This window comes from Caballeronia sp. A2-2 (assembly GCF_057612605.2).
On sequence record NZ_CM172587.1, the window covers coordinates 105,602 to 120,900 of the forward strand.

Here is a 15,299-nt window from a genome sequence, read left to right on the forward strand (position 1 = left end):
ACTAACGCTCCTCAACGGTCATGCGCGGACCGTAAGCGCGAATCGCGCGATGACCCGAAAGCCACGCGCGACGTATTTCATCAAGTCTTTTCAACTTGGCCGAATTCAAGTTCAACCGGCGTCGATCGCCCGAAGATCGTGACTGACACACGAACCTTGGACTTCTCGTAGTTCACTTCTTCGACATTGCCGTTAAAGTCGGTGAACGGACCTTCTTTCACGCGAACCATTTCGCCAACCTCGAAAAGCGTCTTTGGCCTTGGCTTTTCGACGCCTTCCTGCATCTGCGACATGATCTTTTCGACTTCACGCGGCGAGATGGGGCTAGGACGATTACGTGCTCCACCAACGAAACCTGTCACCTTGGCTGTGTTCTTGACCAGGTGCCATGTCTCGTCCGTCATTTCCATTTCGACCAAGACGTATCCCGGGAAGAAACGACGCTCGGTAACCGATTTATGGCCACCCTTTACTTCGACCACTTCTTCTGTCGGCACGAGGATCTGACCAAACTGATCCTGCATGCCAGCCCGATCAATACGCTCCTGAAGCGCACGTTGCACGCTCTTCTCCATGCCGGAATAGGCGTGCACCACATACCAACGCTTTCCGCTCGGGGATGTTGGACTTTCGCTCATATCATTTCCAACCTAGAATCGCCGAGAAAATCACCCATTCTATCGACTTATCGCTAAGCCAGAGAAGAATGGCCATGATCAACACAAATGCGAAGACGACTAAAGTGGTCTGCGTCGCCTCTTTGCGAGTCGGCCAGACGACTTTGCGAACTTCCTTGTACGAGTCCTTGGCGAAAGCGATGAAGCCCTTGCCCGGCGCCGAGAGCAGTCCGACAGCAACACCGGCGACCACACCCACAGCAAGGGCAGCACCTCGGACATACCACTCTTGGCCACTTAGCCAGAAAAAACCCACGAATCCGGCCAAGACCAACAATACGCCCGCCACCAACATCAACTTGTCGCCGGAAGTATTTACAGTTTCGACGGAAGGATTCGCCATAACACCTTAAGCAGCGCACTTGGCGCGAGAATTTGGCAGGGGCAGAGGGAATCGAACCCCCAACCTTCGGTTTTGGAGACCGACGCTCTGCCAGTTGAGCTATACCCCTAAACCATTTGGGGCCGACGGATTTCGCCGACCCCGAAAACACGGACTATCGAAAAGATCTCTGGCTCTTACTCGATAATCTTCGCGACGACACCAGCGCCGACGGTACGACCGCCTTCACGGATAGCGAAGCGCAGACCTTCTTCCATGGCGATCGGAGCGATCAGCTTGACCGTGATCGACACGTTGTCGCCCGGCATCACCATTTCCTTGTCCTTCGGCAGCTCGATCGAGCCCGTCACGTCCGTCGTGCGGAAGTAGAACTGCGGACGGTAGTTGTTGAAGAACGGCGTGTGACGGCCGCCTTCGTCCTTGCTCAGCACGTACACTTCAGCCGTGAAGTGCGTGTGCGGCGTGATCGAACCCGGCTTGGCCAGCACCTGGCCACGCTCCACGTCTTCGCGCTTCGTGCCGCGCAGCAGGATACCGACGTTGTCGCCTGCCTGACCTTGGTCGAGCAGCTTGCGGAACATTTCCACGCCCGTGCAAGTGGTCTTCACCGTCGTCTTGATACCGACGATTTCGATTTCCTCGCCAACCTTCACCACACCGCGCTCGATACGACCCGTCACCACCGTGCCGCGACCCGAGATCGAGAACACGTCTTCCACCGGCATCAGGAAGGCGCCATCGACTGCGCGCTCCGGCGTCGGGATGTACGTGTCCAGTGCGTCGGCCAGGCTCATGATTGCCACTTCGCCCAGCTCGCCCGTGTCGCCTTCCAGCGCGAGCTTGGCCGAACCCTTCACGATCGGCGTGTCGTCGCCCGGGAAGTCGTACTTCGACAGGAGTTCGCGCACTTCCATTTCGACGAGTTCGAGCAGCTCGGCGTCGTCCACCATGTCGCACTTGTTCAGGAACACGATGATGTACGGCACACCGACCTGACGCGCCAGCAGGATGTGCTCACGCGTTTGCGGCATCGGGCCGTCAGCGGCCGAACACACGAGAATTGCGCCGTCCATCTGCGCCGCGCCCGTGATCATGTTCTTCACATAGTCGGCGTGGCCCGGGCAATCGACGTGTGCGTAGTGGCGGTTAGCCGTTTCGTACTCGACGTGCGCGGTGTTGATCGTGATACCACGTGCCTTTTCTTCCGGCGCCGCATCGATCTGGTCGTATGCCTTCGCTTCGCCGCCGAACTTCTTGGTCAACACCGTCGTGATCGCTGCCGTCAGCGTGGTCTTGCCGTGGTCAACGTGACCGATCGTGCCCACGTTCACGTGCGGCTTGGTCCGCTCGAATTTACCTTTGGCCATTTTCGACTCCTAACAGGATTTTCGCACCTTGCGCCGCGCGCAACTTACTGGACTGATACAACTGGTGCCCATGGGCAGGATCGAACTGCCGACCTCTCCCTTACCAAGGGAGTGCTCTACCACTGAGCCACATGGGCACAACAAAAGCGACTCTGGAGCGGGTGAAGGGAATCGAACCCTCGTCATAAGCTTGGAAGGCTTCTGCTCTACCATTGAGCTACACCCGCATGGGCTGGATTCCCTACCGCTTGAATTCTGGTGGAGGAGGTTGGATTCGAACCAACGTAGGCGTAAGCCAACAGATTTACAGTCTGCCCCCTTTAGCCACTCGGGCACCCCTCCGCAGAGAACTATCGATTATGGGGTAACAACACTCGGTTGTCAAGCCTTTCGTACGACTCGAAACAATCGATGCTCTCACTTATAAGCGAGAAAAGATTGCCATATCGCGCCATGAAGACAAACGCAAAAACCCCACCTGCTTGAGGTGGGGTTTTTGTATCTCGCTTAACGAGAGAGGAGCCTGACGATTACCTACTTTCACACGGGAGATCCGCACTATCATCGGCGTGGAGTCGTTTCACGGTCCTGTTCGGGATGGGAAGGGGTGGTACCAACTCGCTGTGGTCATCAGGCATGACTTGTTGTTGCGGGCCTTGGGGGCACACAACCAATCTGGGAAGAAGCAGTATTGAATTCGGGTGGTGATTGATCACACACGCTGTACTCGCCAGTGTTGGCTCCTGAGGAGACGCAAACACACTGGTTATAGGATCAAGCCTTACGGGCAATTAGTATCAGTTAGCTCAATGCATTACTGCACTTACACACCTGACCTATCAACGTCCTGGTCTGGAACGACCCTTCAAGGGGCTCGAAGCCCCGGGGATATCTCATCTTAAGGCGAGTTTCCCGCTTAGATGCTTTCAGCGGTTATCTCTTCCGAACATAGCTACCCGGCGATGCCACTGGCGTGACAACCGGTACACCAGAGGTTCGTCCACTCCGGTCCTCTCGTACTAGGAGCAGCCCCCTTCAAATATCCAACGCCCACGGCAGATAGGGACCAAACTGTCTCACGACGTTTTAAACCCAGCTCACGTACCTCTTTAAATGGCGAACAGCCATACCCTTGGGACCGGCTACAGCCCCAGGATGAGATGAGCCGACATCGAGGTGCCAAACACCGCCGTCGATATGAACTCTTGGGCGGTATCAGCCTGTTATCCCCAGAGTACCTTTTATCCGTTGAGCGATGGCCCTTCCATACAGAACCACCGGATCACTATGACCTGCTTTCGCACCTGCTCGACTTGTCGGTCTCGCAGTTAAGCACGCTTATGCCATTGCACTATCAGCACGATTTCCGACCGTACCTAGCGTACCTTCGTACTCCTCCGTTACACTTTGGGAGGAGACCGCCCCAGTCAAACTGCCTACCATGCACGGTCCCCGATCCGGATCACGGACCAAGGTTAGAACCTCAAACAAACCAGGGTGGTATTTCAAGGACGGCTCCACGCAAACTAGCGTTCACGTTTCATAGCCTCCCACCTATCCTACACAGATCGGTTCAAAGTCCAATGCAAAGCTACAGTAAAGGTTCATGGGGTCTTTCCGTCTAGCCGCGGGGAGATTGCATCATCACAAACACTTCAACTTCGCTGAGTCTCGGGAGGAGACAGTGTGGCCATCGTTACGCCATTCGTGCAGGTCGGAACTTACCCGACAAGGAATTTCGCTACCTTAGGACCGTTATAGTTACGGCCGCCGTTTACCGGGACTTCAATCAAGAGCTTGCACCCCATCATTTAATCTTCCGGCACCGGGCAGGCGTCACACCCTATACGTCCACTTTCGTGTTTGCAGAGTGCTGTGTTTTTATTAAACAGTCGCAGCCACCAGTTTATTGCAACCTCTTCACCCTCCTGGCGCAGGCCAGTCAAGCTACAGAGGCGTACCTTATCCCGAAGTTACGGTACCAATTTGCCGAGTTCCTTCTCCCGAGTTCTCTCAAGCGCCTTAGAATACTCATCTCGCCCACCTGTGTCGGTTTGCGGTACGGTCATCGTTAGACTGAAGCTTAGAGGCTTTTCTTGGAACCACTTCCAATTGCTTCGCTCCCGAAGGAGCTCGCGCCACGCCCTTGAATTACGCACCCGGATTTGCCTGAGTGCCTTCTCCAACGCAGCGACCGGGACGTCCAACACCCGGACAACCTTCCGCGATCCGTCCCCCCATCGCATCTAACAATGGTGCAGGAATATTGACCTGCTTCCCATCAGCTACGCATTTCTGCCTCGCCTTAGGGGCCGACTCACCCTACGCCGATGAACGTTGCGTAGGAAACCTTGGGCTTACGGCGAGGGGGCTTTTCACCCCCTTTATCGCTACTCATGTCAGCATTCGCACTTCCGATACCTCCAGCACGCTTTTCAACGCACCTTCGCAGGCTTACGGAACGCTCTCCTACCACACACGTGTCTTTCAACGTGTATCCGCAGCTTCGGTGACTGGCTTGAGCCCCGTTACATCTTCCGCGCAGGACGACTCGATCAGTGAGCTATTACGCTTTCTTTAAAGGGTGGCTGCTTCTAAGCCAACCTCCTGACTGTTTTAGCCTTCCCACTTCGTTTCCCACTTAGCCAATCTTGGGGACCTTAGCTGGCGGTCTGGGTTGTTTCCCTCTTGACACCGGACGTTAGCACCCGATGTCTGTCTCCCGTGATTGCACTCTTCGGTATTCGGAGTTTGCTATGGCGTAGTAATCCGCAATGGACCCCACAACCATGACAGTGCTCTACCCCCGAAGGTGATACACGAGGCACTACCTAAATAGTTTTCGGAGAGAACCAGCTATTTCCAAGTTTGTTTAGCCTTTCACCCCTATCCACAGCTCATCCCCTAACTTTTCAACGTTAGTGGGTTCGGTCCTCCAGTACGTGTTACCGCACCTTCAACCTGGCCATGGATAGATCACTTGGTTTCGGGTCTACGCCCAGCAACTGATCGCCCTGTTCGGACTCGCTTTCGCTACGCCTGCCTTAATCAGTTAAGCTCGCTACTGAACGTAAGTCGCTGACCCATTATACAAAAGGTACGCCGTCACCCGTTTCCAGGCTCCGACTGTTTGTATGCATGCGGTTTCAGGATCTATTTCACTCCCCTCCCGGGGTTCTTTTCGCCTTTCCCTCACGGTACTGGTTCACTATCGGTCGATCACGAGTATTTAGCCTTGGAGGATGGTCCCCCCATCTTCAGACAGGATTTCACGTGTCCCGCCCTACTTGTCGTACCCCTAGTTCTTCCATACTGTTTTCGTCTACAGGGCTATCACCTGCTATGGCCGCGCTTTCCAGCGCCTTCGACTAACAATACAGATAAAAGGTACAGGCTGATCCCATTTCGCTCGCCACTACTCTGGGAATCTCGGTTGATTTCTTTTCCTGCGGTTACTTAGATGTTTCAGTTCACCGCGTTCGCTTCGCTAAGCCTATGTATTCAGCTTAGGATGACCCATACGGGCCGGGTTTCCCCATTCGGATATCGGAGGATCAAAGCTCGTTTGCCAGCTCCCCTCCGCTTTTCGCAGGCTACCGCGTCCTTCATCGCCTGTGATCGCCAAGGCATCCACCACATGCACTTGTTCGCTTGACCCTATAACGAGTGTGTCTGCTTGCGCTTGTCACGTCCCGCTATAGGCTGAGTATTCGCGTTGTGCCGTATTCCAAGTCATCATTTAAGATCACTTTTCATACTCGATACAATCACTACCCTGATGCCCCTACTCACACCCATCTCTAAGTGCTTTCAGTGCATCTCTCTACTACTTCTTCCAGATTGTTAAAGAACGTTTAGCCGACAAGCTACTTCACTGCCCGCGACATCAACTGGCTACAGTCGCCAATGCACAGCGCTCGGGGTCGAACGCTGTGCATTGAAGACTCAAAGGTCATGCGTGGTGGAGGATGACGGGATCGAACCGACGACCCCCTGCTTGCAAAGCAGGTGCTCTCCCAGCTGAGCTAATCCCCCCTGTCATACATCCCGACTCGTGGTGGGTCTGGTTGGATTCGAACCAACGACCCCCGCCTTATCAAGACGGTGCTCTAACCGACTGAGCTACAGACCCTTAGCCTGTCTTCTACAACAGCCGATAAGCGTGAGCGCTTGAATGCACGGTACTGTGTGCGAACACCCAGTACCTTCGTGCGAAGCTCGAGAAAGGAGGTGATCCAGCCGCACCTTCCGATACGGCTACCTTGTTACGACTTCACCCCAGTCATGAATCCTACCGTGGTGACCGTCCTCCTTGCGGTTAGACTAGCCACTTCTGGTAAAACCCACTCCCATGGTGTGACGGGCGGTGTGTACAAGACCCGGGAACGTATTCACCGCGGCATGCTGATCCGCGATTACTAGCGATTCCAGCTTCACGCAGTCGAGTTGCAGACTGCGATCCGGACTACGATCGGTTTTCTGGGATTGGCTCCGCCTCGCGGCTTGGCAACCCTCTGTTCCGACCATTGTATGACGTGTGAAGCCCTACCCATAAGGGCCATGAGGACTTGACGTCATCCCCACCTTCCTCCGGTTTGTCACCGGCAGTCTCCCTAGAGTGCTCTTGCGTAGCAACTAAGGACAAGGGTTGCGCTCGTTGCGGGACTTAACCCAACATCTCACGACACGAGCTGACGACAGCCATGCAGCACCTGTGCGCCGGTTCTCTTTCGAGCACATCCACCTCTCAGCGGACTTCCGACCATGTCAAGGGTAGGTAAGGTTTTTCGCGTTGCATCGAATTAATCCACATCATCCACCGCTTGTGCGGGTCCCCGTCAATTCCTTTGAGTTTTAATCTTGCGACCGTACTCCCCAGGCGGTCAACTTCACGCGTTAGCTACGTTACTAAGGAAATGAATCCCCAACAACTAGTTGACATCGTTTAGGGCGTGGACTACCAGGGTATCTAATCCTGTTTGCTCCCCACGCTTTCGTGCATGAGCGTCAGTGTTGGCCCAGGGGGCTGCCTTCGCCATCGGTATTCCTCCACATCTCTACGCATTTCACTGCTACACGTGGAATTCTACCCCCCTCTGCCACACTCAAAGCCTGCCAGTCACCAATGCAGTTCCCAGGTTAAGCCCGGGGATTTCACATCGGTCTTAACAGACCGCCTGCGCACGCTTTACGCCCAGTAATTCCGATTAACGCTCGCACCCTACGTATTACCGCGGCTGCTGGCACGTAGTTAGCCGGTGCTTATTCTTCCGGTACCGTCATCCCCACCCGGTATTAACAGGTAGGTTTTCTTTCCGGACAAAAGTGCTTTACAACCCGAAGGCCTTCTTCACACACGCGGCATTGCTGGATCAGGGTTGCCCCCATTGTCCAAAATTCCCCACTGCTGCCTCCCGTAGGAGTCTGGGCCGTGTCTCAGTCCCAGTGTGGCTGGTCGTCCTCTCAGACCAGCTACAGATCGTCGCCTTGGTAGGCCTTTACCCCACCAACTAGCTAATCTGCCATCGGCCGCCCCTCTAGCACGAGGTCTTGCGATCCCCCGCTTTCTTCCGTAGATCGTATGCGGTATTAATCCGGCTTTCGCCGGGCTATCCCCCACTACAGGACACGTTCCGATGTATTACTCACCCGTTCGCCACTCGCCACCAGGGTTGCCCCCGTGCTGCCGTTCGACTTGCATGTGTAAGGCATGCCGCCAGCGTTCAATCTGAGCCAGGATCAAACTCTTCAGTTCAAACCCTGTTACTGTTTTTCGGTTCCGTTAAGAACCGGTCGCTCACTCAACGTACTGACGATGATTGCTTCCATCCTAAGATGAAATAACCTTCCTCTATACTTCGTGTGAGACTCTTGATACTTTTGCTTTTGCTCCAGCCCCGAAAGACTGAAACCGCACTCGCATCAAGCGCCCACACTTATCGGCTGTTAGTTTTTAAAGAGCACATCGCACACCGCCCGGAACCACTTCACCACCACCCGGACCGTTCTGCGTCGCTGCATCAGCAGCAGAGAAACGAGATTATGAACAACGTTTCGGGGAGTGTCAACAGGTTTTTGAAACTTTATTCACCTGAGAACCTGTCGAGCGCTTCAAACCACCTTTTGCCCGACACCTCCAACCAAACCGCCCTTTCCCGCTTCCCTTCGCGTTCGTTGAATCGCGAAGGAACGGAATTCTAGTGGCTCGGCGCGCGCCGCGCAAGGGGTGTCGACGGGAAAATTCAGCGATGTTTGAAGTCGGGCTTCCGCTTCTCCACAAACGCGGCCATGCCCTCCTTTTGATCCTCGGTCGCGAAAAGCGAATGGAACAGGCGGCGCTCGAAGTTCACCCCTTCAGCGAGCGTTGTCTCGTAGGCGCGATTGACCGCCTCCTTCGCCATCATTACGGCGGGTAGCGAAAAGGCCGAGATGATCGTGGCCGCTTCGATGGCTTCATCGAGCAAACGGTCCGCCGCCACAACCCGCGACACCAATCCCGCCCGTTCCGCTTCCTGCGCATCCATCATGCGAGCGGTCAGACAAAGGTCCATCGCCTTGGCTTTGGACACCGCGCGCGGCAAGCGCTGTGTTCCTCCCGCACCAGGAATGACGCCGAGCTTGATTTCCGGTTGCCCGAATTTCGCTGTCTCAGCGGCAATGATGATGTCGCACATCATTGCCAATTCACATCCACCTCCGAGCGCAAATCCCGCCACCGCGGCAATGATCGGCTTGCGAATCGAGCGAATCGTCTCCCAATTGCGGGTGATGTAATCGCCCTTGTAGACATCCATATAGCTGTACTTGGCCATCATGCCGATGTCCGCCCCTGCCGCGAACGCCTTTTCGCTGCCGGTGAGCACGACTGCGCCGATGTCTTCGTCTGAATCGAACGCCTTCAACGCTGCCCCGAGTTCGTCCATCAAAGCATCGTTCAGCGCGTTCAATGCTTTTGGACGATGCAGCGTGATCAGTCCCACCCGCCCGCGCGTCTCGACCAGCAGATTCTCGTATGCCATTAACTCCTCCTTTCGATCCTCAAGGTAAGCCCTAATGAAAAGACTTCGTCGTCCCATCTCGATAATGCTAACATTACCAAACCAACCGGTCGGTTAATTTATCGACCCGCCGTTTTCTTAACGTTCATCCGCTTGCGACCATGACATATCCGCTCTTCACGAAGCATCAGGCGACGCTCGAACAAGGCCTCGCCGCCATCGAAACGCGCGGCTACTGGAGCCCGTTTGCCGAAATGCCGAGTCCCAAAGTGTACGGGGAAACCGCCAACGCGGATGGTGAAGCAGCGTTCAAGGCGCATCTGGGAAAGACCTTCGAACTCGATCAACCGACGACCGGCGAAACCGTAGGCAGCGAACGCTCGCCGTTCGGAATCGAACTCGGTGTTCGCTATCCGAAAGCCGATCCGGACGCACTCATCAAAGCCGCTGCCGAAGCGCAGAAAAACTGGCGCGCTGCCGGCCCGCAAGCATGGGTCGGCGTGAGCCTTGAAATCCTGTCCCGCATCAATCGCGCGAGCTTCGAGATTGGCTATAGCGTGATGCACACGACCGGTCAGGCCTTCATGATGGCATTCCAGGCGGGCGGTCCGCACGCGCAAGACCGTGCGCTGGAGGCCGTCGTGTATGCATGGGACCAACTGCGTCGTGTTCCGTCCGAGGCGCATTGGGAAAAGCCGCAGGGCAAGAATCCGCCACTCGCCATGCACAAGCGCTTCACCATCGTTCCGCGCGGCACGGCGCTCGTGCTCGGTTGCTGCACGTTCCCGACGTGGAACGGTTACCCCGGTCTGTTCGCCGATCTCGCGACGGGCAACGCCGTCATTGTCAAACCGCATCCCGGCGCGATCTTGCCGATGGCCATCACCGTTCGCATCGCGCGTGAGGTTTTGCGCGAAGCCGGTTTCGATCCGAATGTCGTCACGTTGCTCGCAACCGAGCCGAACGACGGCGAACTCGTACAGTCGCTCGCGACACGCCCCGAGATCAAGCTGATCGATTTCACCGGAAGCACGCAAAACGGCACCTGGCTCGAACGCAACGCGCATCAGGCGCAGGTCTACACCGAAAAAGCCGGCGTCAATCAGATCGTCATCGATTCCGTGGACGATCTCAAAGCCGTCGCGCGCAATATCGCTTTCTCGCTCGCCCTTTATTCCGGGCAGATGTGCACGGCGCCGCAAAACATCTACGTACCGCGCGATGGCATCCGCACCGCCGAAGGCCATCTCGGTTTCGATGACGTGGCAAAAGCACTGGCAAACGCCGTCGAAAAACTCACATCGGACCCGGCCAAGGCCGTCGAACTCACTGGCGCGATCCAGAACGACGGCGTGAAGCAGCATATCGCCGACGCGCGCGAACTCGGCGACGTGCTCCTGGAAAGCAAGTCGCTGACGCACCCTGCATTCCCCGACGCGCGCGTGCTTACCCCGCTCATGCTCAAACTCGACGCACGTCGCGACGAAGCCAAATACACGAAGGAATGGTTCGGCCCGATCGCGTTCGTCGTCGCCACAGATTCCACCGCGCAATCGCTGGAACTCGCGGGATCGATCGCGCAGACGCACGGCGCGCTCTCCTTCTCCGTGTACAGCACCGACGACGCCGTGATCGACGCCGCGCACGAAGCCGCGATTCGCGGCGGCGTCGCGCTTTCGATCAACCTCACCGGTGGCGTGTTCGTGAACCAGACGGCAGCGTTCTCGGACTACCACGGCACGGGCGCGAATCCGGCGGCCAACGCGGCGTTGTCCGATGCAGCGTTCGTCGCCAATCGCTTTCGTGTCGTTCAAAGTCGCGTTCATGTTGCACCGAAAGCCGCGTCGCCGGAAGTCGGCCAAACGGCATAGGCCAAAACGACATCGCGTAAGAAAAGTGCTTTCGGCCTATGCCATTCGGCCGAATGGAAAACAGTTCGTCGCGCAGCTAGTATCGGCAGGTGACAAGTTCAACGCGCATCGGTCGCGAAGGAGATCTCATGTCCGAGCAGTCCGTCCTGCTTCAAATCGATCGCGAAACACACGTCGCGACGATCACGCTCAACCGCCCCGACAAGCTCAACAGCTTCACGCGCGCGATGCATCGCGAATTGAGTGATGCGCTCACGGAAGTCGAGGCGAGCACGGCGCGCGCGCTCGTCGTCACGGGCGCGGGACGCGGCTTTTGCGCGGGTCAGGATCTGGCCGATCTCGACTTCACGCCCGGTTCGATGTCCGACCTCGGACAGTTGATCGACGATCACTTCAATCCGCTCGTGAGACGGCTCGAAGCGCTCCCGCTGCCGGTAATCGCCGCGGTGAATGGCACTGCGGCCGGTGCAGGCGCGAACTTGGCGATGGCCTGCGATCTCGTCATCGCTGCGCGCTCGGCGAGCTTCATTCAGGCGTTCGTGAAAATCGGTCTGGTGCCAGATTCAGGCGGGACGTGGCTTTTGCCGCGCCGTGTCGGCGAAGCGCGGGCGCTCGGGCTTGCACTCACGGGCGACAAGCTGAGCGCGAAGAAGGCAGAGAACTGGGGCGTTGTGTGGCGCGTGGTGGAAGACGGCGAGTTGCAGCAAGCCGCCGCGCAACTCGCCGCACAACTCGCGCAACAGCCTGCGCGCGCGGTCGCGGCCATCAAACGCGCGACTCGGGCGAGCGCGAACAACACGTTCAGCGATCAACTCAACCTCGAACGCGATCTTCAGCGCGAACTCGGCGCATCGCCGGATTACATCGAAGGTGTGGCCGCGTTTAAGGAAAAGCGCGCGCCACGTTTCGAAGGTCTGTGATTTCGCGCTCATTGGAGAAGCATTCGTGACCCCTCAAGAACTCGCGGAAGCCACCGCGCAAGCCATGTACGAAGCCGATGCATGCTCGCGCGCGCTCGGCATCGAAGTCGTGGAAGTGCGGCCCGGCTATGCGCGCCTGCAAATGAACGTGCGCGACGACTTCCTGAACGGCCACAAGATTTGTCACGGTGGCCTGATGTTCACGCTCGCGGATTCCGCGTTCGCCTTTGCGTGCAACTCGTACAACATCAGCACGGTCGCGGCGGGTTGCTCGATCGAATTCCTGCGTCCGGTGCAGGGCGGCGACCGGCTGACGGCCGAAGCGATCGAGCAGACAGTGAGCGGACGCACGGGCATTTACGACATCCGCCTGACCAATCGCGAAGGCGAAACGGTCGCCATGTTTCGCGGCAAGTCTGCGCAGATACGAGGCACGGTGATCCCTGTTTAGCGTCGCAGTCAGGAGACAAACGATGACCACACCGCTGCCGCTCGAAGCGATCGAAAAAGCAAGCCGCGATGAACTCGTCGCGCTTCAACTAGAGCGGTTGAAATGGACGCTCAAACACGCGTACGAAAACTCGCCGGTCTATCGACGCAAGTTCGACGAAGCGAACGTGCATCCGGAAGATGTTCGTTCGCTCCCGGACCTCGCGCGTTTTCCGTTCACGACCAAACAGGATCTACGCGACAGCTATCCGTTCGGCATGTTCGCGGTGCCGCAGGATCGCGTGTCGCGCATTCATGCGTCGTCGGGCACGACGGGCAAGCCAACCGTTGTCGGCTACACGGCGCAGGACGTCGACACTTGGGCGAATCTCGTGGCGCGTTCCATTCGAGCGGCGGGGGCGCGTCGCGGTGACAAGGTACATGTGAGTTACGGTTACGGCCTCTTCACCGGCGGGCTCGGCGCGCACTACGGTGCGGAGCGCGCGGGGCTCACGGTCATTCCATTCGGCGGCGGTCAGACCGAAAAGCAAGTGCAGTTGATCTGCGATTTCCGTCCCGACATCATCATGGTCACGCCCAGCTACATGCTGTCGATCGCGGACGAGCTTGAGCGTCAGGGCGTCGATCCGGCTAACTGTTCGCTGCGCGTCGGCATCTTCGGCGCGGAGCCGTGGACGAACGACATGCGGCATGCAATCGAACAGCGCATGGGCATCGACGCGGTCGATATCTATGGTCTGTCGGAGGTGATGGGTCCGGGCGTCGCGTCCGAGTGCGCCGAAACGAAGGACGGCCCGACGATCTGGGAAGACCACTTCTATCCGGAGATCGTCGATCCCGATACCGGCGAAGTGCTGCCCGATGGCGAATTCGGCGAACTGGTGTTCACGTCGCTCACGAAGGAAGCGTTGCCGATCATCCGCTATCGAACGCGCGATCTGACGCGCCTCTTGCCCGGCACCGCCCGCACCATGCGCCGCATGGAAAAAATCACGGGCCGCTCGGACGACATGATGATCGTGCGCGGCGTGAACGTGTTTCCGACCCAGATCGAGGAACTGCTGCTCAAGCGGCCGGTGCTCGCGCCTCACTATCAGATCGTGTTGACGAAAGACGGTCCGCTCGATGTGCTCACGCTGAACGTGGAGCCGTGCCCGGAATTCGCGCTCGACCGGGCTGCGCTCGACAACGCGCGCGATGCGCTAGCTTACGACATCAAGGCGATGATCGGCGTGAGCGCGATCATCGACGTGCTGGCGGTGAATGGAATCGAGCGTTCGGTCGGCAAGGCGCGGCGCGTGATCGACAAACGCAATCCGCGCGGGTCATGAATTCGGCATCAGCAGCCACATGCGGCCGCCCTGCTTCATGCGGCCGGCGAGGTCGCCAGCGTCATCGCCAAGACCCCAGAAGTAATCGGCGCGCACGCCGCCCTTGATTGCCGTGCCGGTATCCTGCGCGAAGACGAGGCGGTTCATCGGCTGATTACTCAAGGGTCGCGTGGTTTGCAAGAACACCGGCGTGCCGAGCGGAATCGCGGAAGGATCGACCGCGATCGAACGTTCGGGCGTGAGCGGCACGCCGAGCGCGCCAATCGGACCATCGCCAATGCTCGTGTCCAGCGGATCGTTCGCGGGCATCTCGCGGAAGAACACGAAACGCGCATTCACGTCGAGCAAGGCATCGACGCGCGCGGGATTGGCCTTCGCCCATGCCTTGATGCCCTGCATGGTCGCCTGCGCGGGCGTGAGTTCGCCGCGATCGAGCAATTCGCGGCCGATCGAACGGTAAGGCTGGTTGTTGGTCCCGCCGAAACCCACGCGCATCACGCTGCCGTCTTCCATCAAAACGCGGCCGGAACCCTGCACTTGAAGAAAGAACACTTCGATGGGGTCATCGACCCAAACGAGTTCGTTTCCGGCCAAAACGCCTGAACGTTCGAGTTGCGCACGCACGGGCAACGGCGAACCCTGCTTATAGCGATACGGCCAACGATACAGCGCATATTGATACGGCCCGTGCCGCGTGCGCGAGCCATGCAGAAGCGGTTCGTAGTAGCCGGTCACGAGCCCATCGAGCGTGCCGTCCGTATTGGCAAGCTGAAACGGCGTGAAGTAAGTCTCGAAGAAACTGCGCGCCGCCGACATATCGAGGTCGTCCAGCCGCTGGGCTGCCGCGCATGCCCTCTGCCAGTTGCTTTGACGCGCCAGCCGGTTGCAGTTCTGACGCAGCGCTGCCGCCGCGCCGATCAACGAATCGTCCTGCCAGCCGGGAACTTGCTGCCAGCTAACAGCAGTCAGCCGCGACGAAGCACGTTGTCCAGCAATGATCGGCGCGCCGCCCGATGCGCCCGCCGTCGTGTTCGATGGTTTGACATACCCGCCACCGCCGCACGAAGCCAAAAAAACCGCCGTCGCGATCGATACAGCCCAGACTGCCGTGCGCGCGGCGCGGCGCGCGAAACGCATACAATGCTCGTTCTTGATGGGAACCGCCATGTCAGATCTGTTCGACGAATATCCAATGCTGATTTTCGCGCTCGAAGCGCTGGTTGCGCTCGGGTTGCTCATCTTTATCGTCGTGTGGACGACGTCGGGCAAGAAGAAGCACCAAAGGCAGAATCAAAGCCGCGCAACCCAAACGGACGATGCGGCAAAGCGCCGTTAAATAGCG

General features: G+C 57.7%; 10 protein-coding genes, 6 tRNA genes and 3 rRNA genes. 5 read left to right on the forward strand and 14 right to left on the reverse strand.

The annotated features are described in order from the left end of the window. Positions 1-80 precede the first annotated feature (80 nt). The 13 genes from nusG to ACZCWR_RS00630 all read right to left on the reverse strand — a co-directional run bounded on the left by nusG (position 81) and on the right by ACZCWR_RS00630 (position 9,406). Positions 81-638 (reverse strand): transcription termination/antitermination protein NusG, encoded by a 558-nt coding sequence (nusG, locus tag ACZCWR_RS00570; protein WP_487301830.1) that lies wholly within the window; start codon positions 636-638, stop codon positions 81-83. 1 nt (position 639) lies between these two features. Then, positions 640-1,020 carry a preprotein translocase subunit SecE gene (secE, locus tag ACZCWR_RS00575; RefSeq protein WP_487301831.1) on the reverse strand — a complete coding sequence of 127 codons (381 nt, stop codon included), beginning with the start codon at positions 1,018-1,020 and terminating at the stop codon, positions 640-642. A gap of 33 nt (positions 1,021-1,053) precedes the next feature. Further along, positions 1,054-1,129, reverse strand: a tRNA-Trp gene (locus ACZCWR_RS00580). Positions 1,130-1,196: 67 nt separating this feature from the next. Continuing rightward, the gene (tuf, locus tag ACZCWR_RS00585) at positions 1,197-2,387 is read right to left on the reverse strand and encodes an elongation factor Tu (protein WP_487301824.1); all 1,191 of its coding nucleotides are present in this window, start codon (positions 2,385-2,387) and stop codon (positions 1,197-1,199) included. 62 nt (positions 2,388-2,449) lie between these two features. Further along, positions 2,450-2,524, reverse strand: a tRNA-Thr gene (locus ACZCWR_RS00590). A 16-nt stretch (positions 2,525-2,540) separates the two neighbouring features. Beyond that, a tRNA-Gly gene (locus ACZCWR_RS00595) sits at positions 2,541-2,614 on the reverse strand. Between the two features lie 29 nt (positions 2,615-2,643). Continuing rightward, a tRNA-Tyr gene (locus ACZCWR_RS00600) sits at positions 2,644-2,729 on the reverse strand. A 179-nt stretch (positions 2,730-2,908) separates the two neighbouring features. Continuing rightward, a 5S ribosomal RNA gene (gene rrf, locus ACZCWR_RS00605) occupies positions 2,909-3,022 on the reverse strand. A gap of 135 nt (positions 3,023-3,157) precedes the next feature. Next, positions 3,158-6,044: ribosomal RNA gene (locus tag ACZCWR_RS00610) — 23S ribosomal RNA — on the reverse strand. Positions 6,045-6,346: 302 nt separating this feature from the next. Continuing rightward, a tRNA-Ala gene (locus ACZCWR_RS00615) sits at positions 6,347-6,422 on the reverse strand. A 20-nt stretch (positions 6,423-6,442) separates the two neighbouring features. Continuing rightward, positions 6,443-6,519, reverse strand: a tRNA-Ile gene (locus tag ACZCWR_RS00620). 91 nt (positions 6,520-6,610) lie between these two features. Further along, positions 6,611-8,142: ribosomal RNA gene (locus tag ACZCWR_RS00625) — 16S ribosomal RNA — on the reverse strand. Together the 16S, 23S and 5S rRNA genes with 5 tRNA genes alongside form the textbook arrangement of a ribosomal RNA operon. A 487-nt stretch (positions 8,143-8,629) precedes the next feature. Next, a complete protein-coding gene (locus ACZCWR_RS00630) occupies positions 8,630-9,406 on the reverse strand; it encodes an enoyl-CoA hydratase (RefSeq protein WP_487301832.1) in 777 nt (258 codons plus the stop codon). A 140-nt stretch (positions 9,407-9,546) separates the two neighbouring features. On the opposite strand from ACZCWR_RS00630, the gene paaN reads away from it, so the two are divergent. The 4 genes from paaN to paaK all read left to right on the forward strand — a co-directional run bounded on the left by paaN (position 9,547) and on the right by paaK (position 13,957). Next, entirely contained in the window at positions 9,547-11,256 is a 1,710-nt protein-coding gene (paaN, locus tag ACZCWR_RS00635) for a phenylacetic acid degradation protein PaaN (RefSeq protein ID WP_487301833.1), read from the forward strand. A 128-nt stretch (positions 11,257-11,384) separates the two neighbouring features. Continuing rightward, on the forward strand, positions 11,385-12,176 hold the full coding sequence (gene paaG, locus ACZCWR_RS00640) for a 2-(1,2-epoxy-1,2-dihydrophenyl)acetyl-CoA isomerase PaaG (protein ID WP_487301834.1): 792 nt from the start codon (positions 11,385-11,387) through the stop codon (positions 12,174-12,176). Positions 12,177-12,240: 64 nt separating this feature from the next. After that, positions 12,241-12,627: a hydroxyphenylacetyl-CoA thioesterase PaaI gene (paaI, locus tag ACZCWR_RS00645; protein WP_487303201.1), complete on the forward strand. Its 387-nt coding sequence runs from the start codon at positions 12,241-12,243 to the stop codon at positions 12,625-12,627. Between the two features lie 22 nt (positions 12,628-12,649). Further along, positions 12,650-13,957, forward strand: a complete 1,308-nt coding sequence (gene paaK, locus ACZCWR_RS00650; RefSeq protein WP_487301835.1) for a phenylacetate--CoA ligase PaaK — start codon at positions 12,650-12,652, stop codon at positions 13,955-13,957. Here paaK and mltA read toward each other — a convergent pair. Next, positions 13,952-15,196: a murein transglycosylase A gene (gene mltA / locus ACZCWR_RS00655; RefSeq protein ID WP_487301836.1), complete on the reverse strand. Its 1,245-nt coding sequence runs from the start codon at positions 15,194-15,196 to the stop codon at positions 13,952-13,954. The two genes, paaK and mltA, sit on opposite strands and share 6 nt — an antisense overlap. Here mltA and ACZCWR_RS00660 point away from each other — a divergent pair. After that, positions 15,123-15,293, forward strand: coding sequence for a hypothetical protein (locus ACZCWR_RS00660; RefSeq protein WP_487301837.1), 171 nt, complete (start codon positions 15,123-15,125; stop codon positions 15,291-15,293). The two genes, mltA and ACZCWR_RS00660, sit on opposite strands and share 74 nt — an antisense overlap. Positions 15,294-15,299: the final 6 nt, after the last annotated feature.

Bases quoted from the DNA above. Each gene is read 5' to 3' on its own strand.
- nusG (WP_487301830.1), bottom strand. From the start codon at position 638: ATGAGCGAAAGTCCAACATCCCCGAGCGGAAAGCGTTGGTATGTGGTG.
- secE (WP_487301831.1), bottom strand. From the start codon at position 1,020: ATGGCGAATCCTTCCGTCGAAACTGTAAATACTTCCGGCGACAAGTTG.
- tuf (WP_487301824.1), bottom strand. From the start codon at position 2,387: ATGGCCAAAGGTAAATTCGAGCGGACCAAGCCGCACGTGAACGTGGGC.
- ACZCWR_RS00630 (WP_487301832.1), bottom strand. From the start codon at position 9,406: ATGGCATACGAGAATCTGCTGGTCGAGACGCGCGGGCGGGTGGGACTG.
- paaN (WP_487301833.1), top strand. From the start codon at position 9,547: ATGACATATCCGCTCTTCACGAAGCATCAGGCGACGCTCGAACAAGGC.
- paaG (WP_487301834.1), top strand. From the start codon at position 11,385: ATGTCCGAGCAGTCCGTCCTGCTTCAAATCGATCGCGAAACACACGTC.
- paaI (WP_487303201.1), top strand. From the start codon at position 12,241: ATGTACGAAGCCGATGCATGCTCGCGCGCGCTCGGCATCGAAGTCGTG.
- paaK (WP_487301835.1), top strand. From the start codon at position 12,650: ATGACCACACCGCTGCCGCTCGAAGCGATCGAAAAAGCAAGCCGCGAT.
- ACZCWR_RS00660 (WP_487301837.1), top strand. From the start codon at position 15,123: ATGTCAGATCTGTTCGACGAATATCCAATGCTGATTTTCGCGCTCGAA.
- mltA (WP_487301836.1), bottom strand. From the start codon at position 15,196: ATGAGCAACCCGAGCGCAACCAGCGCTTCGAGCGCGAAAATCAGCATT.